This is a genomic window from Gillisia hiemivivida, from assembly GCF_007997295.1.
GTDB classification, from domain to species: domain Bacteria; phylum Bacteroidota; class Bacteroidia; order Flavobacteriales; family Flavobacteriaceae; genus Gillisia; species Gillisia hiemivivida.
In genome coordinates, this window is record NZ_VORY01000001.1 from 453,756 (window position 1) to 475,169 (window position 21,414).

At 35.7% G+C, this 21,414-nt stretch carries 18 protein-coding genes; 14 read left to right on the forward strand and 4 right to left on the reverse strand.

Annotation, left to right across the window (positions count from 1 at the left end):
• Positions 1-8: 8 nt before the first annotated feature.
• On the forward strand, positions 9-1,916 hold the full coding sequence (acs, locus tag ES724_RS01970; RefSeq protein ID WP_146928816.1) for an acetate--CoA ligase: 1,908 nt from the start codon (positions 9-11) through the stop codon (positions 1,914-1,916).
• A 98-nt stretch (positions 1,917-2,014) separates the two neighbouring features.
• Here the strand turns inward: acs and ES724_RS01975 are convergent, their stop codons facing one another.
• Positions 2,015-2,347, reverse strand: a complete 333-nt coding sequence (locus tag ES724_RS01975) for a single-stranded DNA-binding protein (protein WP_026837234.1) — start codon at positions 2,345-2,347, stop codon at positions 2,015-2,017.
• Positions 2,348-2,582: 235 nt separating this feature from the next.
• Between ES724_RS01975 and ES724_RS01980 the strand changes: the two genes are divergently transcribed.
• From ES724_RS01980 to ES724_RS02000, 5 genes are all read left to right on the forward strand, one after another.
• A complete protein-coding gene (locus ES724_RS01980; protein ID WP_146928819.1) occupies positions 2,583-3,161 on the forward strand; it encodes a pentapeptide repeat-containing protein in 579 nt (192 codons plus the stop codon).
• 62 nt (positions 3,162-3,223) lie between these two features.
• Positions 3,224-5,404, forward strand: coding sequence for a S9 family peptidase (locus tag ES724_RS01985; protein ID WP_146928822.1), 2,181 nt, complete (start codon positions 3,224-3,226; stop codon positions 5,402-5,404).
• 21 nt (positions 5,405-5,425) lie between these two features.
• On the forward strand, positions 5,426-5,884 hold the full coding sequence (locus ES724_RS01990; RefSeq protein ID WP_146928825.1) for a PaaI family thioesterase: 459 nt from the start codon (positions 5,426-5,428) through the stop codon (positions 5,882-5,884).
• Positions 5,881-6,783 (forward strand): alpha/beta fold hydrolase, encoded by a 903-nt coding sequence (locus tag ES724_RS01995; RefSeq protein WP_170249831.1) that lies wholly within the window; start codon positions 5,881-5,883, stop codon positions 6,781-6,783. Before ES724_RS01990 ends, ES724_RS01995 begins: the two co-directional genes overlap by 4 nt.
• Before the next feature lie 38 nt (positions 6,784-6,821).
• Entirely contained in the window at positions 6,822-7,703 is an 882-nt protein-coding gene (locus ES724_RS02000) for an MBL fold metallo-hydrolase (RefSeq protein ID WP_146928831.1), read from the forward strand.
• A gap of 347 nt (positions 7,704-8,050) precedes the next feature.
• Here the strand turns inward: ES724_RS02000 and ES724_RS02005 are convergent, their stop codons facing one another.
• On the reverse strand, positions 8,051-8,749 hold the full coding sequence (locus ES724_RS02005; RefSeq protein WP_146928834.1) for an antibiotic biosynthesis monooxygenase: 699 nt from the start codon (positions 8,747-8,749) through the stop codon (positions 8,051-8,053).
• Positions 8,750-9,062: 313 nt separating this feature from the next.
• On the opposite strand from ES724_RS02005, the gene ES724_RS02010 reads away from it, so the two are divergent.
• A complete protein-coding gene (locus ES724_RS02010) occupies positions 9,063-9,410 on the forward strand; it encodes a hypothetical protein (RefSeq protein WP_146928991.1) in 348 nt (115 codons plus the stop codon).
• Here the strand turns inward: ES724_RS02010 and ES724_RS02015 are convergent.
• On the reverse strand, positions 9,407-9,874 hold the full coding sequence (locus tag ES724_RS02015) for a CBS domain-containing protein (protein ID WP_026837240.1): 468 nt from the start codon (positions 9,872-9,874) through the stop codon (positions 9,407-9,409). The two genes, ES724_RS02010 and ES724_RS02015, sit on opposite strands and share 4 nt — an antisense overlap.
• 202 nt (positions 9,875-10,076) lie before the next feature.
• Here ES724_RS02015 and ES724_RS02020 point away from each other — a divergent pair, with 202 nt between their 5' ends.
• The 3 genes from ES724_RS02020 (at position 10,077) to ES724_RS02030 (ending at position 15,708) form a co-directional block, all read left to right on the forward strand.
• Positions 10,077-12,329 (forward strand): M28 family peptidase, encoded by a 2,253-nt coding sequence (locus ES724_RS02020; RefSeq protein ID WP_246136795.1) that lies wholly within the window; start codon positions 10,077-10,079, stop codon positions 12,327-12,329.
• 583 nt (positions 12,330-12,912) lie between these two features.
• Positions 12,913-13,719, forward strand: a complete 807-nt coding sequence (locus tag ES724_RS02025; protein WP_146928840.1) for a Rossmann-fold NAD(P)-binding domain-containing protein — start codon at positions 12,913-12,915, stop codon at positions 13,717-13,719.
• A 354-nt stretch (positions 13,720-14,073) separates the two neighbouring features.
• The gene (locus tag ES724_RS02030; protein WP_146928843.1) at positions 14,074-15,708 is read left to right on the forward strand and encodes a M28 family metallopeptidase; all 1,635 of its coding nucleotides are present in this window, start codon (positions 14,074-14,076) and stop codon (positions 15,706-15,708) included.
• 957 nt (positions 15,709-16,665) lie between these two features.
• Here the strand turns inward: ES724_RS02030 and ES724_RS02035 are convergent.
• A complete protein-coding gene (locus tag ES724_RS02035) occupies positions 16,666-18,738 on the reverse strand; it encodes a M13 family metallopeptidase (protein ID WP_146928846.1) in 2,073 nt (690 codons plus the stop codon).
• Between the two features lie 486 nt (positions 18,739-19,224).
• Here ES724_RS02035 and ES724_RS02040 point away from each other — a divergent pair, with 486 nt between their 5' ends.
• From ES724_RS02040 to ES724_RS02050, 4 genes are all read left to right on the forward strand, one after another.
• Positions 19,225-19,602 carry an endonuclease domain-containing protein gene (locus ES724_RS02040; RefSeq protein WP_146928849.1) on the forward strand — a complete coding sequence of 126 codons (378 nt, stop codon included), beginning with the start codon at positions 19,225-19,227 and terminating at the stop codon, positions 19,600-19,602.
• A 306-nt stretch (positions 19,603-19,908) separates the two neighbouring features.
• Complete coding sequence (locus tag ES724_RS02045) at positions 19,909-20,232, forward strand: beta/alpha barrel domain-containing protein (protein WP_146928852.1); 324 nt, start codon at positions 19,909-19,911, stop codon at positions 20,230-20,232.
• Positions 20,222-20,374: a hypothetical protein gene (locus ES724_RS16445; RefSeq protein WP_170249832.1), complete on the forward strand. Its 153-nt coding sequence runs from the start codon at positions 20,222-20,224 to the stop codon at positions 20,372-20,374. The genes ES724_RS02045 and ES724_RS16445 overlap by 11 nt, the downstream gene beginning before the upstream one ends.
• 53 nt (positions 20,375-20,427) lie before the next feature.
• Positions 20,428-21,411 carry a sensor histidine kinase gene (locus ES724_RS02050; RefSeq protein WP_246136796.1) on the forward strand — a complete coding sequence of 328 codons (984 nt, stop codon included), beginning with the start codon at positions 20,428-20,430 and terminating at the stop codon, positions 21,409-21,411.
• Positions 21,412-21,414: the final 3 nt, after the last annotated feature.

Genomic DNA, 21,414 nt, shown 5'->3' on the forward strand with positions numbered 1-21,414 from the left:
AATTTAGTATGAGCAGCTACCAAATTAAGAACTTAGAAGAATATTACCAAGTATATAGAAAGTCTGTACGAGATCCGGAAAATTTTTGGGCAGAGATAGCCGAAGAACATTTTGTATGGAGAAAGCCATGGGATAAAGTGCTGGATTGGGATTTCTCTAAACCCGAAGTGAAATGGTTTGAAGGAGCACAGTTAAACATCACGGAGAATTGTATAGATAGGCATTTGGCGACACAGGCAGATAAGACTGCGATCATTTTTGAGCCAAATGACCCAAAGGAAAAGGCGCAACACATATCTTACCAGCAGTTGCACGAAAAAGTCTGTGCTTTTTCAAATGTTTTAAAAGACCAGGGAATCAAAAAAGGAGATCGTGTTTGTATCTATTTACCCATGATCCCGGAATTGGCAGTTTCTATTTTGGCATGTGCCCGAATTGGAGCCATTCATTCGGTGGTATTTGCAGGATTTTCATCTACTGCCATAGCCAGCAGAATTAATGATTGTGAATGTAATATGGTAATTACTTCAGATGGTTCTTTCCGTGGAACTAAGAAAATAGATCTAAAAGGAATTGTAGATGAAGCCTTGGAAAGCACACCAACAATAAAGTCGGTCTTGGTTGTAAAGCGAACTGAAGTTCCTATCAACATGAAAGAGGGAAGAGATCATTGGGTGCAGCCGCTTTTGGATAAAGCAAGTATGGACTGCCCAATTGAAATAATGAATGCTGAAGATCCGCTTTTCATATTATACACCTCTGGTTCTACAGGAAAACCAAAGGGAATGATGCATACTACGGCAGGATATATGGTATATAGCGCCTACACCTTTAAAAATGTATTTCAATATAAAGTTGGTGACGTATATTGGTGTACAGCAGACATCGGCTGGATCACGGGTCATAGTTATATAGTTTATGGACCCTTAGCAAATGGAGCCACCACATTGATGTTTGAAGGAGTTCCTAATTTTCCCGATTTTTCCAGATTCTGGGAGATCATAGAAAAACATAAAGTAAATCAGTTCTATACCGCACCAACTGCAATTCGTGCTTTGGCTAAGGAAAAGTTGGATTATGTGGAAAATCATGATCTTTCATCTCTTAAAGTTCTTGGGACTGTTGGAGAACCAATTAATGAAGAGGCGTGGCATTGGTATAATGACAATGTTGGTAAAAAGAAAAGCCCAATTGTAGATACCTGGTGGCAAACTGAAACAGGAGGGATCATGATCTCTCCAATTCCATATTGCACTCCAACCATTCCCACCTATGCAACTTTGCCTTTACCCGGAATTCAACCAGCATTAATGGATGAGCAAGGAAAAGAACTTAAAGGGAATCAGGTAGATGGGAGGTTGTGTATCAAGTTTCCGTGGCCGGGAATGGCAAGAACTATTTGGGGAGACCACAAAAGATATAAAGACACCTATTTCACTGCTTTCGAAAACAAATATTTTACCGGAGACGGAGCATTAAGAGATACAGTGGGTTATTATAGAATTACGGGAAGAGTTGATGATGTGATCATTGTTTCCGGGCATAATTTAGGAACAGCTCCTATTGAAGATGCCATAAATGAGCATCCAGCTGTTGCCGAATCTGCTATTGTAGGATTTCCGCATGATGTGAAGGGAAATGCTCTTTATGGTTATGTGATTCTGAAGGAAACAGGGGAGTCTAGAATGCATGATAATTTGCGAAAAGAGATCAATCAGATCATTACCGAACATATTGGACCGATCGCAAAATTGGATAAAATTCAGTTTACTGAAGGTTTGCCAAAAACAAGATCCGGAAAAATAATGAGAAGGATTTTAAGAAAAATTGCCTGTAATGAAACTGATAGTTTGGGAGATACAAGTACTTTGTTAAATCCGGAAGTGGTACAAGAGATCATAGATAATAAACTGTAATTGCTATTACTGAAATAACCTAAAAAGAAAAGCGCCAAGAAATTAAATTCTCTTGGCGCTTTCTATTATATAAACTTGTAATTTTTTTTACTCTGGAACTATTTTCCTAAAAGAAGCAATTCACTACAAACGATCTCTGTTATATATCTTTTCACTCCTTCTTTATCTTCATAGCTGCGGGAAGTCAATTTTCCTTCTATTCCCACTTCTTTTCCTTTAGGAACATAATTTTCTACTATTTCGGCAGTTTTTCCCCAAGCCACGATATTGTGCCATTGGGTATCTGTGATCTTTTCACCTTTGGCGTTTTTATAGGATTCATTGGTGGCGATTGAAAATTTTGCCAGAATCTTTCCTGACTCCATGTGAAGAATTTCAGGGTCGTTACCTACGTTCCCGATCAATTGAACTTTGTTTCTTAAAGTGCTCATAACTATAGAATTTATTGCAGTTGAAAATCATTAGTTCATTTCAACAGGACAAATGTATATGAGCACTTCAGCGGTATTCGGTTGTGAAAGATTTGTTTTCGTTTACTTTCGTTTGTAAGCGTTTGTTGTCGGATAATAAGCTGTAATTTATTGTAGAAATAACAGTTGAATAAGATCAATATTTTAAAAAATGGAATCCCTAGTTTTATAGTGGAGAATAATTAATAAATTTGAAATGCAGCACCCAATCATCGAAGAACAAGAGTTCAATAAAGTAGATTATACAGAAACAGCGCTTCCAAAAGGAGAGTATGAATTGTGCACATTTAATGGGTGTGATTTCTCGAATTCAGAATTGTCAAAGATCAAATTCATGGAATGTGAATTTGTTGGCTGTAATTTAAGTTCCGTAAATATTTTTGGTGCTTCATTTCAGGAAGTGAAATTTGAAGATTGTAAAATGTTAGGGATTAGATTCGATCTTTGTAATGGCTTCGGATTAGCATTAGATTTTACTAATTGCCAATTAGACCATTCTTCTTTTTATCAGGTGAAACTGATAAACTCCAGCTTTTTAAATTGCAAGATGAAGGATATAGATCTCACCGAAGCAGATCTGACTAAAGTTACTCTAGATAATTGCGATCTCTCCGGAGCTATTTTTGAACGGAGTAATCTGGAAAAGTCAGATTTTAGCACCGCGATTAATTATTCTATAGATCCTGAAAACAATAAGTTGAAAGGAGCCTCCTTTTCGATCCCTGCAGTTACTGGTCTGTTAGATAAATATCAACTTAAAATAGCTAATCAGTAATTATAAGTATCTTAAACCATTAATAAACTTAATTTACGTAGAACCCTTCAAGAATAAATTATATGAATATTAAATCATCCTTCAATTTTCTTCTAATTACACTGCTTTGCTTTAGTATGAATGCTCAGGATACTAAGGAAAAAGTACTCACCGCAGAAAATTATCAGCAAGCAGCAAAATTTTTACCTTCTAATGTTTATCCTTTAGCAGATCTGGCTAATGTAAGGCCCAATTGGCTGGAAAATGGAAAATTCTGGTATACAACTACAGTAAATTCTGAAAGGAAATATGTTCTTGTAGATTCTAAAACGGGAAAGCGAAAATCAGCAAATACTTTAGATTCTTTAGTTTCAACTTCTAAGGAAAATGGAGAAAAGGAGATGAAGAATGTACCGCGAAATGCAGTTATTTCTCCAGATGGCAAAAAGGCTGCTTTTATAAAAGATTGGAATTTATGGGTGGTGAATTTGGAAACTGAAAAAGAAACTCAACTTACCACAGACGGAATTGAAAATTTTGGATATGCTACAGATAATGCGGGTTGGAGAAAAAGTGATCGTCCAATCTTACTTTGGTCTCCAGATTCTAAAAAGATCACTACCTATCAACAAGATCAACGTCATGTGAGCGATATGTATCTGGTGTCTACCAATATTGGTGCACCTAAATTGCAAAGCTGGAAATATCCTTTACCACAAGATGAAGACATAATCCTTATTCATCGAATTATTATAGAAGTAGATGCTCCTAAAGTGATACGCTTGCAATTGCCACCAGACCCAAGAAGGGGAACTTTATGCGACGATATTTCCTGCTCTGGCGGTTTTGACGATAACCAGTGGAATGAGGATTCTAGTAAATTAGTTTTTGTATCTACTTCCCGAGATCATAAGATTGCGGGTTTGCGCATTGCCGATGCCAATACCGGAGAGGTGCGATCTATTTTTGCTGAAGAAGTTGAAACTCAGTATGAATCTGGTCAAGGTGCCATTAACTGGCGTTATTTACCTAAAACAAATGAAGTGATCTGGTATTCTGAAAGGGATGATTGGGGACATTTATATCTCTATGATCTTGAAACTGGAAAGCTAAAGAATCAGATCACCAAAGGAGATTTTGTTGTTACTCAGCTTTTAAAAATGGATGAGAAGAACAGGAAATTATACTTTCTTGCAAATGGGAAAGAGAAAGGAAGAGATCCTTATTTCACACATTTTTATAGTGTAGATTTCAGTGGAAAGAACCTGAAATTATTAACTCCAGAAAATGGAAATCATAATGTTTCAATTGCTCCTGATAGCAACTATTTTGTAGATACTTATTCCCAACCTAATGTTGCGCCGGTTTCAGTATTAAGAGATCTTAATGGAAAATTGATCACCGAATTAGAAAGTTCAGATCTGTCAAGATTGGAAGCAATTGGTTGGGAACCTCCAACACCAATAAAAGTAAGATCTAGCAATGACAAATGGGAACTTTACGGACTTATGTTTGTTCCAACAGATTTGGATACTTCAAAAAAATATCCAGTTGTAAATTATATTTATCCAGGTCCGCAAGCCGGTGGAGTAGGAAGCAGATCTTTTGCGCCAGTAAGAAGAGATCATCAAGCTTTGGCAGAACTTGGTTTTATTGTAGTAGTTATAGATGGAACTTGTAACCCAGATAGGTCTAAATCTTTTCATGATGCCTGTTATGGAAATATGGCAGATAACACCTTGAAAGACCAAATTTCAGGGATCAAGCAATTGGCTGAAAAATATGGATATCTGGATCTGGACCGAGTAGGAATTTGGGGACATTCCGGGGGTGGTTTTGCTACAGCATCTGCAATGTTCAACTATCCTGAATTCTATAAAGTTGGTATTTCTGAATCTGGAAATCATGATAGCCGAAATTATGAAGATGATTGGGGAGAACGTTATATAGGACTTATGAAGGTAGATGAAGAAGGTAATTCTAATTACGATGATCAAGCGAATGCTGTATTAGCCGAAAATCTTCAAGGGAAGCTGATGCTTGCTCATGGTGGTTTAGACGATAATGTGCCTCCTTACAACACCTATTTGGTAGTTGATGCCTTGATAAAGGCAAATAAAGATTTTGATCTGGTGATCTTTCCAAATGCAAGACATGGTTATGGGCAGGATAGTAACTATATGATGAGAAAAAGATGGGATTATTTTGTCACTCATTTAATGGGAGCAACTCCTCCAAAAGAATTTGATTTCAGTAAGAATTAATTAGAGATATAAACTAGAAGAATGCAGTTTGAACCTAAAACTAAAAATTATAAACAGAATGTTGAAGATAGTTTTAAGCTTCAGAAATTCATGGATTTTATAGGTGCTAAATTAATGAAAGTTGAACCTGGTTTTTGTGAGATACATTTGCCTTTCAATGAAAACCTCACTCAGCAAAACGGATATTTACATGCAGGCATTATAAGCACCCTGGCAGATAATGCTGCGGGATATGCCGCTTTTTCGCTAATGGAAGAAGAAGCATCTGTTCTTGCAGTAGAATTTAAACTGAATTTGATCTCGCCAGCTATTGGTGAAAAACTGATAGCCCGCGCCAACGTTTTAAAATCGGGAAGAACACTTACAATTTGCAGAGCAGATGTTTTTACCGTGAAAGATGGGGTAGAGAAATTATGTGCTGCATCTCAGGCAACTCTTATTCAAGTAAAGAAAATATCAGAAACCAAAATAGAAAAATGAGAATTTTAATAGTATTTCTTACACTTTTTGTTTCTAGTGAACTGCTGTCACAAGAAGGACATTATATTAAGGATGGTAAAAATCTCATCCATCTTACTACCTATGGAGAGGGAGAACCAATACTCATAATAAACGGTGGGCCTGGGATGAGCAGCAAGGGTTATCACTCATTGGCAGAAAAACTTGGTGAGAAAAACCTTGCTATCATTTATGATCAAAGAGGGACTGGTCAATCCAAGTCGGAAAAGGCAGATGCATCCACAATAACTATGAAAGGAATGCTCGATGATATTGAGAAAATCCGAATGTATTTAAAGGTTGATAAATGGGTGGTTTTAGGACACTCTTTCGGGGGAATGTTAGCCTCCCATTATACTTCCCACTATCCGGAAAGAACTAAAGGACTTATTCTTTCATCTTCCGGAGGTGTGGATATGGAATTAATTTCGAATTTTGATATTACGGCTAGGTTAACTCAAAAAGACAGAGATTCCTTATTCTATTGGACTTTAAAAATAGCCAGAGGAGATACCACTTACAATGCGAAATTGCAACGTGGAACTTATTTGGCATCTGCATATTTAAATGATAAATCTCATATGCCTAAAGTAGCGAAACGTTTAGCACAGACGAATATGGAAATCAATGGATTGGTTTTTCGAGATATGCGAAAGATAGGCTTCGATTGCAAACCAATCCTAGCAAAATATACTAAACCAGTACTCGTAATTCAAGGTGCTCAAGATATAATTCCGTTAGAATTGGGTGAAAAGGCTCATAAACTATTTAGCAACTCCACTTTTGTGATTTTGGAAAAGAGTGGTCATTTTGGTTGGCTGGAAGAATCGGAATTATATTTGAAAAGCATTCAGGAACTACTTCAGAAAACAGCTTCTTAAGGTAGTTGAGGTTTTTAGTAAATTAAAAAAAAGAAATTATGATAAAGTCAACATTATTAATCGCCTTCAGTTTTATACTTAGTTCTTCAGTTTTTGCATTTCAGGGTATGGAAGATGTTAAAATTGAAGTGATCCCGGTAAATGAGAATATTTATATGCTTAAAGGGGCAGGAGGAAATATTGGAGTTTCTATTGGGGATGATGGGGTTTTCATGATAGATGATCAATTTGCTCCATTAACTCCAAAGATTATCGAGGCTGTGAAGACTATTAGTGATAAACCGGTAAAGTTCTTAGTGAACACACATTATCATGGCGATCATACAGGAGGAAACATAAATTTTGAAAAAGAAGGAGCTTTAATTGTTGCCCATGAGAATGTTAGAAAACGCTTAAAAGAAGATGAGAAAAATATAGATCAATCTGGTTTGCCAATAATTACTTTCGATAATAAAATGCAACTGCATTTAAATGGGGACAATATTATAGTGGTGCATGTGCACAACGCACATACAGATGGGGATGCGCTTATTTATTTTCCAAAAAGCAATGTGTTACATACCGGAGATACTTTTTTTAACGGGATGTTCCCATATATAGATCTAAAGAGTGGAGGCAGTGTTGCAGGCGATATAGAAGCAGCAAAAACAGGCTTAATACTCATAAATGCTGAAACAAAAATTATTCCGGGGCATGGATCTTTAGCAACTTATGAAGATTACGAGAAATATTTGAAAATGTTAGAAGGCATCCAGACCAACGTGAAAGCTGCAATTTTTGAAGGAAAAAGCCGTGTGGAAATTATTGAAGATGAAAGCTTGACCAAAGAATATATTACAGATGTAGCGGCTGAAACAGCATTTATAAACGGGCCTAAAATTCGCGGTACTTTTTACGATAGTTTAAAAAGTGAAGACTAAATACTTTAATCCCTCATTGAGGGTTTAATTCCCCGAGGCCTGCCCGAAACATTCAGGCGGGCTTGCCTCGAACTTTTAAAAGGATTTTCCTCCCGAACCATCGGGACATACTCCGTGGGCTTGCCCCAAGGTTCTTGATTTTTTCGAAATAAATAGCCTGATTCAATTGGATATTTTACAAAAAAAAGGCTGTCTAAAATATAGTGATTTCAATGATTTAAAAGATAAAATTTAGAGATTAAGGAAGGTTATATGCTTAGAAATCAATACCTCCTATAATTATAAACTAACCTCTATCTTATCTTTCATTTAGAAATATTTATTTTAGACAGCCACAAACTAATTCTTCATCCTTTTTCTTTTGGATTGAAGACCAGAAATACGGGTTTTCCAATTACTCCTGCTCTATTCATAGCCTCCTTTAATTTGGCATCTTCTACAAAAGTTTTATGATCTTCTAAAGAGTCCCATTGGTTCATTACATAGACCCATTTAGAACTCCCATTAATGGTTCCTACCTCATAACTCACTTCCTTAAACTCTTTTCGAGTGCGTTCAAAGTCATCAAAAACTCTTTTCCACTTATCATAATCTTCTACTTCATGATAAATTACACCAGTGATCTTATTATCTAAAAATTTGCTTCCTTCTAATTGGTTTAAATAAAGAAAGGTTGGAGCTTCGCTAACTCCCGCTTCATTCATTTTATCTTTTAAGACTGTGGTTTCCTTGAATTTATTATAGTGATCTTTAGATTTCCAGGTACTAAGTACATATACTGTGTTGGGCTTGTCATCCAAAAGTCCGACCTCATAGCTTAATTCACCATTTGATTCTCGTACTGGTTGAAATTCATCGAAGGCTTTTTTCCATAGATCATAATCATTCACCCTATGATAGATCAAAGACTTGGCTGTGTTCTCCGTTAAAACAGCATTCTCAAACTCGCTATTTGAGGCCCCTTTTATGTCGGGATTCTTCCAAGCTATTAGAACCATTGAAAATATTAAAGTAAGTACCGATAAAGCGGGTGTTTTGATTCCCATAATTTCTAAATTTTAAAGTTGGATCTTTTTGAAATTATAACACAAAAAAACCTTTTTTGGGGGAGGAGGGAACAAGGGAGGACAGTGAAAAAGTGAACAACAAAAATACAAAAAAAACAAAAGTATTTGAATATCAGATAGTTAAAATTTATCTGAAACCTTTTAAAACTTCTGAATTTAGGAATGCTTAATAATAATGGGGAGCTTGTTGAATATTTTCCCTCTGTATATTCAGAAAATAGAATTGATGTCTGAATTTGTTTATTATTTAGCGCTAATAGGTCTTTCTAAGACTTTTCCCTATATTTATTTCATGCAAAAAGCTTGTCCAGAATGTGGAGAGAAAATAGTTGGGAGAACAGATAAGAAATTCTGTAGTGACTATTGTAGGAATGCGTATAATAATAAGATAAATAAGGACTCTACCAACCTTGTTAGAAATGTAAATAACCTGCTTCGTAAAAATTACAGGATCCTACAGGAATTAAATCCTACAGATAAAACCAAAACCACTAAATCAAAATTATTAGCTAAAGGTTTTAATTTTGAATATTTTACTAGTATTTACACCACCAAGACTGGGACCGTATATTATTTTGTATACGATCTGGGATATTTGCCTTTAGAGAGCGATTATTACGCTTTGGTAAAACGAAATTAGCAATGCCAATTTTGTGCTCTTAATTTCATTGCGGCACATAAGATATCTTTTCTGCTAATCTGCCCTATCAACTTTCCGTTTTCAATAATAGGAAATCTTCTACAATCATGTTTATAGAAAAGAGAAGCGCAATCAAAAATATTTACATTTTTATCTATGGTTGGTACATTGGTTTCCATAAATTCTTCCACTCTTTTATCGCCAATTGGCATGTTGTAGTATCTGCTTTCAGAAATTTGTTTCATACAATCGCCATCAGAGATCACCCCAATAAGCTCGTTTTGATCATTAACCACAGGAGCCCCGGAGATCTTAAATTTCATAAGTGTTTCAATTACCATTCTTAGTGGATCTTCTTTTTTGAAGGTTATTAATGAATGACACATATAGTCTTCCACCAAAATTGGTGCACTCTGTAATTTTTCGGGTTCCGCCCTTTTTCCTTGAAAACTTTTAATCCCCATAGTCCTAAGTTTTAGATTATTAAGACTTTAATATAGTCAATTTCTTCGCCTTTTGAAACCAGAGACATATATTTATTTTATTCAGCTTATCTTATTTATATTTAAACCGCCAATACTTCTTTCTATTATGCTGAAAAAACTGTCTCCGCTTTTAATACTCATTCTTTTACCTTTAATCATCTGGTTTCTTTTTTATTCTAGTATGCCTAGAACTATATCTGAAGCAGAACTGCCACTCACAGAATTTTCTACCACTCGGGCTTTTAAGCATGTGGAGGAAATTTCCAAAAAGCCTCATTTTGTTGGAAGCCCTGAACATAGTTTGGTAAGAAATTATATTGTGAGAACCTTACAAGATCTGGAATTGGAAGTGCAAACTCAAGAGGGTTATAGCTTAACTAATAGAGGAATGCTCACCAGACCACAAAATATTTTGGCCAGAATTAAAGGAACTGAAGATGGAAAAGCCCTTTTATTAATGTCTCATTACGATTCTGCTGGACATTCTTCTTTTGGAGCCAGTGATGCAGGCAGCGGGGTAGCAACTATTTTGGAAGGTGTTCGTGCTTTACTAGCGGATGGTAGCTCACCTAAAAATGATATTATTATTCTATTTACAGATGCTGAAGAACTTGGACTCAATGGTGCCGAGTTGTTTGTAAATGAACATCCTTGGGCGAAAGAAGTGGGACTTGCACTTAATTTTGAAGCCCGGGGGAGTGGAGGGAATTCTTTTATGTTATTGGAAACAAATAGTGGGAACTCTAAGCTTATTCAAGATTTTATAAAGGCAAACCCTAAATTTCCGGTAACCAATTCCTTGGCATATAGCATCTATAAAATGCTTCCAAATGATACAGATCTCACCGTTTTACGAGAACAAGGAAATATCAACGGTTTTAATTTTGCATTTATAGACGATCATTTCGATTATCATTCTGCTAATGATATTCCAGCGAATTTGGATAATGAAACACTGGCTCATCAAGGAAGTTATCTTATGCCGTTACTTGCGTTTTTTAAAGATGCAGATCTAGTAAGTTTTGATTCTGAAGAAGATCTCATCTATTTCAATTTACCAATGGGAGAGATGGTGAGCTATCCTTTTTCTTGGATTTTACCAATGTTAATTATAGGTTTTTTATTATTTTTTGCGGTTGTTCTGTTTGGAATTCATAAAAGAAAACTGCTGCCAAAAAGAATTTTGAAAGCAGCGATACCTTTTCTTATAAGCTTAATAGGCTCTGGAGTTTTAGTGTTTCTGGTTTGGAAGTTCTGCATGATTATCTATCCAGAATATGGAGAAATGTTGAATGGCTTTACCTATAATGGCTATTATTATATAGCTTTTGGAATATTTTTGAGCTTGGCGATAAGTTTTTATATGTATCATTATATGAACAAAAAGGAGGATCAGGCAAGTGTTTTTGTTTTTCCGCTTTTCTTCTGGCTGCTAATATGTGGGCTTACGGCTTTCTATTTAAAAGGTGCAGCTTATTTTATTATCCCAGGATTCTTTGGCATTGTACAACTCTGGGTTATGATCCGCCAGAAAAGGCCGAATTTATTTTTAATGTTGCTTTTAAGTCTGCCGGCTTTAGTTTTAATTCTCCCTTTTATATCTAGTTTTCCCGTGGCATTGGGACTTAAGATCTTATTCGTAGCAGGAATATTAGCAGTCTTGTTATTCTCCTTATTTCTACCTGTTTTTGGGTATTTTAAATTTAAAAAGACATTATCGGCCTTATTAGGTTTAGGTGCGATCACGATGCTTATTATTGCTCATTTTAATTCAGATTTTAATGAAGAGCGACCTAGACCAGATAGTTTGGTATATGTATTAGATGAAGATAACAATACTGCAAGTTGGAATTCTTACGATCTTAAATTAGACGATTGGAATAAAGAGTATTTTGGAGATGACCCGAGCAAATCTGAAATCACAGCTAATGATTTTGAAAGTAAATATGGTTCAGGTTTTAAATACAAAGCACCAGCGCCGGTAGTAAATATTTCTTCGCCGGGAGTTATTTATAAAGAAATAAATAACGAAGATTCGCTCAGCAATTCCAGTAGTTATATTTTAAAGATCGCTCCAAATAGAAAGGTGAATAGAATGGAATTATTTTTAAATAGTTCTTATAATTTTGAAAATTACACCGTTAATGGTTTGGAAGCAGATGCTATAAAGTCTGGCAAAGAAAAGTTTCATGTATTTAAGAAAAGATGGAGTAATAGATTACTGACTTATCATGCTGCCAATTCCGATACATTACGTATTATTTTTACAACCAAGGAAAAGACTCCGCCGGAAATTGTTCTATATGAAAGCAGTTATGATTTGTTGGATAATACAGACTTGAAAGTAAAAAAGAGAGATAAAACTAAGATGCCGAAACCTTTTGTGCTGAACGATGCTGTGATCCTTAAAAAGACAATTAAGTTTGAGCAATAGGCGACTTCGACAAGCTACCATTGACGTAATTCCAAGAATCTGGAATACACTCCCTCTGGTCGGTAAAGATCTGTTTAATTTTTAAGATTGTTCATTTTTTTGCGTGTCCAAAAAAACGAACCAAAAAAAGGACACTTTTTTGTAGGTGTTTCCAATTATGCTGCCGCATAATTAGAACCGTACTTCCACGGCTAAATTTTCTCCAAGGCTTCGAAAATTTTACGCCGTGGAACTACTACACTTGCAAAAAAGAATTTCTTAAGAAGATAAACCTACTAGGAACAATCATATGTCAAAACCTCCGCTAGATAATTTTTTTTATCACAGGTCTCAGTCTGACAGAATTAGTTTTTAAAACAATTAGGATATATTTAGAGGCGAACCATTCATCGAGAAGATCGAAGATTGTCACGCTGAGGTTGTCGAAGTGTGATTAGTAATTCAGCTGCAGTTATTAAAATCAGTTCTGCTTAGCAAGCAATTAAATTTTAGCAGGCTAATATAAATAAAGTAATCTTTGAATTAACCATAAATAGCATCACGCTGAGATTGTCGAAGCGTAAATTATAATCGAAAAAGAAACATGAATATTTCAATATTAGGATGTGGTTGGTTGGGACTGCCACTTGGAAAGAAATTAATTGAAGCTGGTCATATAGTTAAGGGTTCTACTACCAGTAGAGATAAGATTAATTTGCTCTCTTCGGAAGGAATTATTCCTTATAAAATTCAGCTTTTTGAAGAAGGAGTGCAAGGAGATATGACTTCTTTTTTAAAGGATTCTGAAGTGCTTATTATTGATATCCCGCCGGGATTACGAAAAGATCCGGAAGTGAATTTTGTTGGAAAAATAGGCCGACTTAAATCATATATCCAAAAATCTGATATCAAAAAAGTGCTTTTTGTGAGTGCAACCTCGGTGTATGAAGATGGGAATGATTTCCCGGTGTACACAGAAGAAGATTCTGCAAATGGTACTGCTGAAAATGCCATTCAGCTAAAAGGGGCAGAGATGCTTTTAAGGGATTCAGAAAGATATGTTACTAGCATAATTAGATTTGGTGGATTGCTAGGTCCAGGAAGACATCCTGTAAATTATCTTTCTGGCAAATCTGATTTAAAAGATCCAGAGGCACCAGTGAATCTTATTCATTTGGAAGATTGTATAGGCATCATTTCAGCAATTTTAGAAAAGGAAGCTTGGGGAGAAACCTTTCATGGAGTTTATCCAGATCATCCAACTCGCAAAGATTATTATTGTAGCACCGCCGTAGAAAAAGGGTTGGCCAGCATGAGTTTTAAAGAGGATACTGTGTCTAAAGGAAAAGTGATTTCTTCCAATGTGTTGCAAAAGGAACTTCAATATGAGTTTGTTCAAAATATTTGGTAATGCTAAGGTGAAAGAGTGAAAGAGTGAAGTAGTGAAGAAGTGAAAGAGTTAAAAAATTAGGGAGTGAAACAGTGAAGCGGTGGTACAAAAATTTAAATCTAATAAATAATATATTAAGAACAATCTACTTAGTTCAGAATCCTTGATTTTTTGCATTTTTAGGAGTAAACCTAGAATCGGTTTCTGAGCTTTACTGGAAACAACTACTTAAAAAAGAACTAAGCTAAAGTAGAATTTTGTCATGATTTTAAATTTATCTTCTGAATATACCTAATATTCAGTATTTTATATCCGTTTTCTACAATAATTGTGAGCTTACATTTAAAAACTTTACATTTAATAAAATTTATGCTTATGAAAAATATTATACCTCTTTTACTATTATTTCTTCTATTCGTTGGTTGTAATTCTAATACTAAAGACATGGATACTTCTACGATTCAAGTAGATTCAATGACAATTGGGAATTCTATTAAAATACTGGCTTCAGACGATTTTCAAGGAAGAAAACCATTTACTGAAGGTGAAGAAAAAACAACCGCTTATTTGAAAGAACAATTTTCAAAACTTGGGCTGCAACCCGGCAATGGCGATAGCTATTTTCAGGAAGTTCCTATGGTTGCAATTACCGGCACCCCTTCAGAAAAAATGAAGATCTCTGGAAATAGTAAGAACATAGAGCTACAGTATTTTGAAGATTTTGTTGCGGTAACACGAAAAACCGATAGTGTTGTAGAATTAAATAATTCAGAACTGGTATTTGCAGGGTATGGGATTGTGGCTCCCGAATATGGCTGGAACGATTACAAGGGAATTGACTGGAAAGGTAAAACTGCAGTAGTCTTAGTAAACGATCCCGGATTTGAATCTCAGGATTCTACTGTGTTTAAAGGGAACACTATGACCTATTATGGTCGTTGGACTTATAAATACGAAGAGGCCGCCCGGCAAGGTGCTGCGGGACTTCTAATAATTCACGATACCAAACCAGCTTCATACGGGTGGAATGTGGTGCAATCCAGTTGGAGCGGGTCTAAATTATCCTTATTAAGTGATGCCCCCAAAATAGATGTTAGAGGGTGGATTACCCAAGAAGCAACGGAAAAGATTTTTAAAGCTGCTGGTATGGGCGATAAAAATTATAAAGAAATGGCCATGAACAAAGACTTTAAACCAGTATCTCTTGGTTTAAACGTATCGGTAAGTATTCAAAATAAAGTTAAAAAAGATGTTTCCAAAAATGTAGTAGCACTGCTACCAGGAACCAACAGAAAAGATGAATATATAATTTATTCGGCTCATTGGGATCATCTTGGGATTGGAAGACCCGTAGATGGTGATTCTATATACAATGGAGCAGTAGATAATGCATCCGGGATTGCAGCTATGTTAGCAATTGCCGAAGCTTTTACAAAAGATAAAAAACCTGAAAGATCTGTTGTTTTTCTTGCGGTAACTGCGGAGGAGCAAGGATTGTTGGGATCCGAATATTATGCTTCTAATCCAATTTACCCACCTGAGAAAACAGTAGCCAATATTAATATAGACGCGTTATCAAGCCCCGGTCCGATGAAGGATCTTACTGTTACCGGTTATGGTCAATCTGAAATGGACGAATATGCTAAAGATGCCGCCGATAAACAGGGTAGATATATAATTCCTGATCCTGTTCCTGAAAAAGGGTATTTCTTCAGATCAGATCATTTCAGCTTTGCGAAAATCGGCATTCCCGCACTTTATGCCAGCGGTGCTTATGAAGATTTTGAGCACGGTAAAGATTTCGTAAAAAAGAGAAATGAAGATTATGAACAGAATAAGTATCATCAACCTTCAGATGAATATGATGCCGATACTTTTGTTTTAAGCGGAATGCAGTTCGATGCGCAACTTTTGTACACAATTGGGAAAAGATTGTCAAATGAAGATTATTTCCCAAAGTGGTATGATGATAGTGAGTTTAAAGCCGCAAGACAACAAGGTAAAAATTGATTGATCTCCATGTTTACTGCAGAGAATAGATTTCTCAATCGCGAAAGTGCTCCTTCGAAATGACAATTTGTTGAGCTTGATATTTCCAGTTTGTCATCTCGACCGCAGGGAGAGATCTCAATGAAACAAGATATTTATATTAAAGCAGAGATTTCTCAGTAGCGAAAATGCTCCTTCGAAATGACAGTTGTTTGAGGCAGATTTTTCTAATTTGTCATCTCGACCATCGGGAGAGATCTCAATAGCACAGATTGTCTCCAGAAAAGAAGAGATTTCTCAGTCGCGAAACTGCTCTTTCGAAATGACATTTTGATGGTTTTTTTTAGGAATGTCATCTCGAGCCTAGGGAGAGATCTCAAAGGAATTGGATGTTTATATAAAGAAGAGATTTCTCAGTCGCGAAAATGCTCCTTCGAAATGACAGTTGTTTGAGGCAGATTTTTCTAATTTGTCATCTCGAGCATCGGGAGAGATCTCAATAGCACAGATTGTCTCCAGAAAAGAAGAGATTTCTCAGTCGCGAAAATGCTCCTTCGAAATGACAGTTGTTTGAGGCAGATTTTTCTAATTTGTCATCTCGAGCATCGGGAGAGATCTCAATAGCACAGATTGTCTCCAGAAAAGAAGAGATTTCTCAGTCGCTAAAATGCTCTTTCGAAATGACAATTTGTTTAGCGAGATATTTCTAGTTTGTCATCTCGACCATGGGGAGAGATCTCAATGAAACTGGATGCAAAAAGTAATGCAGAGATTTCTCAGTCGCGAAAATGCTCCTTCGAAAAGACATTTATAATAATATTAGAAATCCTGCGAGGGATAGCAGCGGTAGCTCTTAATTGCTTTTGCAATTGGGACTATAGCGAATAGCCCGACCGCCACGCTTTTTGGCTTGGCGGACGCAGCCAAAGAAAAAGGGCCAACATCACTGCGGCCCTTCTCTAATTCTAACTCAAAATCTTACCAGATCTTCACTCTGTTCTCTGGTTTCACATACATTTTATCACCTTCCGTAATTTCGAAAGCTTCGTAAAACGCATCTATATTTTGTAATGGCACATAAGCACGATACATTCCAGGAGAATGCGGATCGGTTTTAATTCTATTTCTTAAAGCTTCATCTCTCATTTTGGTGCGCCATACGGTTGCCCAAGAAAGGAAGAAACGTTGCTCTGGTGAGAACCCATCTATTTCGCCAGGGTTTCCATGTTCTTTCAAATGTATTTGCAACCCATCGTAAGCAGCATTTACACCACCAAGATCTCCAATATTTTCACCTAAAGTGAACTTACCGTTTATGTAAACACTGTCTAAAACTTCAATAGCACTGTATTGCTCTGCTAAAGCTCCTCCAAGACCTTCAAAAGACTCTAGGTCTTTATCGCTCCACCAGTTGTTTAAGTTTCCTTCAGCATCAAAACGAGAACCGCTATCATCGAATCCGTGAGAGATCTCATGACCTATCACCGCACCAATTCCACCATAATTTACAGCAGCATCTGCTTTGTAATCGTAGAAAGGTGGTTGTAGAATCGCTGCAGGAAATACGATCTCGTTGTAGCTTGGATTGTAGTAAGCATTTACAATTTGAGGTGCCATAAACCATTCGGTCTTATCTACTGGCTCTCCTAATTTTGCCATGTCTTCTTTTACATTCCATTTGGAGGCATTCATCATATTTTGGAAATAAGATCCATTAGCATCTTTAGGAGAAGAGATCTCCAATTGGCTATAATCTTTCCACTCATCTGGATATCCAACTTTAATGGTAGTAGATGCTAATTTTTCTTTAGCTTTTGTTTTAGTGCTGTCGCTCATCCAAGTAAGATTGTCTATTCTTCCTTCGTAAGCTTTAATGATGTTAGCGATCATTTCCTGAGCCTTTTTCTTAGCTTCTGGCGGAAAGTTCTCTTCTACATATAACTTTCCTAGAGCCTCTCCTAGAGTCCCGTTTACAGTTTGTAAGGCACGTTCTTTAAGTGCACGTTGCTCTTTAGCTCCTTGAAGCGTTTTGCTGTAAAAATCCCAGTTGGTTTGTTCTATTTCCATGCTTAAAACAGAAGAAGCATCATTCAATAAATTCCAACGTAAATATGTTTTCCAGTCCGCAACCTTGTTAGCCATAAATGTTTTTTGCAAAGCATCCATGTATTTAGGCTGAGATACAATTACCGTATCTATTTTAGAAGCTCCAATTTCGTCGAAATATTTTTTCCAGTTGATTGCAGAAACTTGATTTTGCAATTGTGCTACAGCCATTGGATTGTAGGTTTTTCTCGCATCTCTACGATCTACCTTATCCATTTGTGGCGTTGCCAAACTTGTTTCGAAAGCCAGAATTGTTTCTGCACTTTTAGAAGCTTCCTCTTCAGAATCTCCTAAATATTGCAACATTCTGGTGATATGCTTCTTGTATTTCTCTCGGGTTTCCTGAGAGTTGGAATCGTCCATTATATAATAATCTCTATCTGGTAATCCTAATCCAGAAGGATAGATATATGCAGCATTGGAATTACTATCCTTAGCATCTGCACGCACTGTGAATCCGAAAAATCCGGCTCCCCCGTATTGTTGCATTTCGGTTAAGAATGCCTGTAAGTCTTCTTTGTTTTGGATCGCTGCTATTTTGTCTAGATATGGTGTTAAAGGTGTTACTCCTTTTTTATTTCTAGCAACAGTGTCCATGATGCTTTGGTATAAAAACACCGCTTTTGCTTGGTCACTCTTGGCGTCTAAATCCTTGTTATTTGACGCTTTTTCTAGTAAAGCAAGTGCATCCTCATCGGTATTTTTTCTTAGTTCATTAAAACTACCCCAAGTTGTGTATTCATCTGGGATCTCTGTAGAATCTGCCCATGTACCGTTTACATATCTAAAGAAATCTTCTCTAGGACTCACTGTAGTATCCATAAAAGCTAAATTAATCCCGTGGGATTCTTCTTTAGCATCCATTTTTTTATCGTCGCTTTTACATCCGGTTACTACCGTTGCTGCAAGGGCAGATAAAATAAACGCATTTGTTATTTTTTTCATCTAAAAGAATAAGTTTAAAATTTCACGCTAAAATACTAAAAAGTAACAGATTACAAATGATTATTTGGAATTGGAAATTTTGGGGTTTTTAAGAGCTAAAATTGAAGGTGTTTTCAATACAGTTCTACTTTGAGCTCAACAAGATATTATATTCTTTCAATAGAATTCTTCCATCTTTTTCTGAAGCTTATAAAATTACTGCAGACTATGATCATAAATTAAAGAGATGCTGAAAACATCATTGTCTTCAAAATTTAAAATCTCATGTAAAGCACTTTAAAACACGTTATATAATTAGTAGGATTGAAAGCATGTTTAAGGATAAAAGTTATAAGGAATTTGGTAATAGATTTTGACTTGTTAGCAAATATTTGCTTTATACCATCGGCAAGTTCATTCTTGTAATCAATAGTATTTATGTAATTTATTATAACCCCTACCCCTAAAGGGGAGTTTACCAGCTATTCTTATAACTATCTTTCTGATATGAAAAATTTAAACTATTCAGGAATGCATTACGGAGCAACACCACAGATATTCCATAATGCTAGGATTTTACGATATAGAGAAACACAAGAAGAAAAGATATTATGGGAATATCTAAAAGGAAAACCTCAAGGAGTTAAATTTATAAGACAACACCCATGCGGCATTTATATATTGGACTTCTATTGTCATATATTGAAGCTATCCATTGAAATAGACGGTGGATATCATTTAAAAAAAGAACAAATTGAGAGTGATAATGTGCGAACAAAATTTCTTCAGGAATGCGGGGTTAAAGAGCTTCGGTTTACAAATGAACAGGTTAATAATCAGATGACTGAAATTTTTAAAAAAATAATATTAGAGATGGAATCTTAATCCCCTTTAGGGGTTGGGGGTTACCAATGAATTAAATAATTAAATTCTTCCGACCTATCGGCCAAAGAATGCTCACTAAAAACTCCTATCACTGAAATTGAGCAAATCCTCTGGGAGAACCCCGAGCCATCTACCTCATTCCCAAACCTTGTTAAAATAATAACCCCCTTTGTTTAAAAGATCTAAATATTTAAAAATTAATTGATTAGCTTTATATACCTCATTACAAATAGCCTACGCAGGATGCATTTTTACAGCCCCCGTTAAAATGCAAAAGATTCATTTTGTTAAAAATGTTTTGTAAAAATGAGATCAAAATCAATAAAAGGGAAATCAACAGCAGAAATTGAAACCGCTTTGGTTCAAAGTATGTCAGATGGATTTAAGCCAAGCCTAGCCATCGTTTTCTGCTCAAAAAGCCTAGATATAAACACATTACGCGCATTACCCGATTCTAAAATCATTAAAATTTTTGGAGCCAACACCAATGGTGAATTTAGAGATGAAGAAACCGAAAAGGGCACGGCCGACATTCTTTTGCTCGATATGAAAAAAGAATATTTTCAGCTTTATTTTGAGGAATATCCAAGTAAAAACTACCCTGAAGTCGCTACTCACTATGATATCTGAAGAATTGGAACGTGTTAAAGGAGTTTGGGATGAACCCATAATAGGGTTTTTTAGCTATGGAGAATTTGGAAAATTGAAAAACAGAATACACGAATTTCATAATAACACCAATTGTGTTGAAGCATTGAAAGAAAAAGTATGAACCAAAATTTACAAACCATATTAGATTTTATTGAAATGGAAACAAATTTATCTATGGAAGAAAAAACAGCTTTAAATAAAGCAGTAAAAGAGGCAGACAAAGCCTTGATTATTTCAGAATTTAAGCTGGAACGTACAGAAAGAGTTAAACGTACCACTGCTATTTTATTGGAAGAGACCATTCAAGAACTGGAGCAAAAGCGTAGAGCTATTGAAGAAAAAAATCAAGAATTAAGCAAGTCCCTTAAAGAATTAAAAACGGCTAAAGCGCAATTGATTCATTCTGAAAAAATGGCAAGTTTGGGTGAACTTACAGCTGGGATTGCACATGAAATAAAGAATCCATTGAACTTTGTGAATAATTTTAGTGAAGTAAGTAAAGAACTTTTAGAAGAATTAAAAGAAGAAATAGTTAACAAAAACTATGAGGAAGTAAAAGAAATAGCAAACGACGTCATTGAAAATCTTGAGAAAATCCTGCACCATGGTAAACGAGCTGATAGCATTGTAAAAGGAATGTTGCAACAAAGCCGAAGCAGCTCTGGCGTTAAAGAATTGACAGATATTAATGTTTTAGTCGATGAATATTTACGTCTCGCCTTTCATGGTTTACGTGCCAAAGACAAAGCCTTCAATTCTACCTTGGAATCCGACTTTGACGATTCTATTGGAAAAATCGAAATCGTTCCACAAGACATAGGTAGAGTTATTTTGAACTTGATTACCAATGCATTTTATGCGGTAAATGAGAAAAAGCTGAAATCAACAGATGCTTATCAACCAACAGTTTCGGTAAGTACCTTAAAGAAAGATGGAGGCATCGAAATAAAAGTAAGTGACAATGGCAATGGTATTTCAAAAAAAGTACGGGACAAAATGTTTCAGCCTTTTTTCACCACAAAACCTACAGGAAAAGGCACAGGTTTAGGTTTGAGTTTGAGTTATGATATAATTAAAAATCATGGTGGTGAGTTGAAGGTCAAAACAGTAGGTGGAAAGGGAACCACATTTACTATCCATATTCCAGTCAAAAGCTAAATC

Coding starts and splice junctions, on each gene's coding strand:
- acs (WP_146928816.1), top strand. CDS start 9: ATGAGCAGCTACCAAATTAAGAACTTAGAAGAATATTACCAAGTATAT.
- ES724_RS02010 (WP_146928991.1), top strand. CDS start 9,063: ATGCAAAAAGCTTGTCCAGAATGTGGAGAGAAAATAGTTGGGAGAACA.
- ES724_RS02045 (WP_146928852.1), top strand. CDS start 19,909: ATGAGATCAAAATCAATAAAAGGGAAATCAACAGCAGAAATTGAAACC.
- ES724_RS01990 (WP_146928825.1), top strand. CDS start 5,426: ATGCAGTTTGAACCTAAAACTAAAAATTATAAACAGAATGTTGAAGAT.
- ES724_RS02020 (WP_246136795.1), top strand. CDS start 10,077: ATGCCTAGAACTATATCTGAAGCAGAACTGCCACTCACAGAATTTTCT.
- ES724_RS02015 (WP_026837240.1), bottom strand. CDS start 9,874: ATGGGGATTAAAAGTTTTCAAGGAAAAAGGGCGGAACCCGAAAAATTA.
- ES724_RS01995 (WP_170249831.1), top strand. CDS start 5,881: ATGAGAATTTTAATAGTATTTCTTACACTTTTTGTTTCTAGTGAACTG.
- ES724_RS02040 (WP_146928849.1), top strand. CDS start 19,225: ATGAAAAATTTAAACTATTCAGGAATGCATTACGGAGCAACACCACAG.
- ES724_RS02030 (WP_146928843.1), top strand. CDS start 14,074: ATGAAAAATATTATACCTCTTTTACTATTATTTCTTCTATTCGTTGGT.
- ES724_RS02000 (WP_146928831.1), top strand. CDS start 6,822: ATGATAAAGTCAACATTATTAATCGCCTTCAGTTTTATACTTAGTTCT.
- ES724_RS01975 (WP_026837234.1), bottom strand. CDS start 2,347: ATGAGCACTTTAAGAAACAAAGTTCAATTGATCGGGAACGTAGGTAAC.
- ES724_RS02005 (WP_146928834.1), bottom strand. CDS start 8,749: ATGGGAATCAAAACACCCGCTTTATCGGTACTTACTTTAATATTTTCA.
- ES724_RS02025 (WP_146928840.1), top strand. CDS start 12,913: ATGAATATTTCAATATTAGGATGTGGTTGGTTGGGACTGCCACTTGGA.
- ES724_RS02035 (WP_146928846.1), bottom strand. CDS start 18,738: ATGAAAAAAATAACAAATGCGTTTATTTTATCTGCCCTTGCAGCAACG.
- ES724_RS02050 (WP_246136796.1), top strand. CDS start 20,428: ATGGAAGAAAAAACAGCTTTAAATAAAGCAGTAAAAGAGGCAGACAAA.
- ES724_RS01985 (WP_146928822.1), top strand. CDS start 3,224: ATGAATATTAAATCATCCTTCAATTTTCTTCTAATTACACTGCTTTGC.
- ES724_RS16445 (WP_170249832.1), top strand. CDS start 20,222: ATGATATCTGAAGAATTGGAACGTGTTAAAGGAGTTTGGGATGAACCC.
- ES724_RS01980 (WP_146928819.1), top strand. CDS start 2,583: ATGCAGCACCCAATCATCGAAGAACAAGAGTTCAATAAAGTAGATTAT.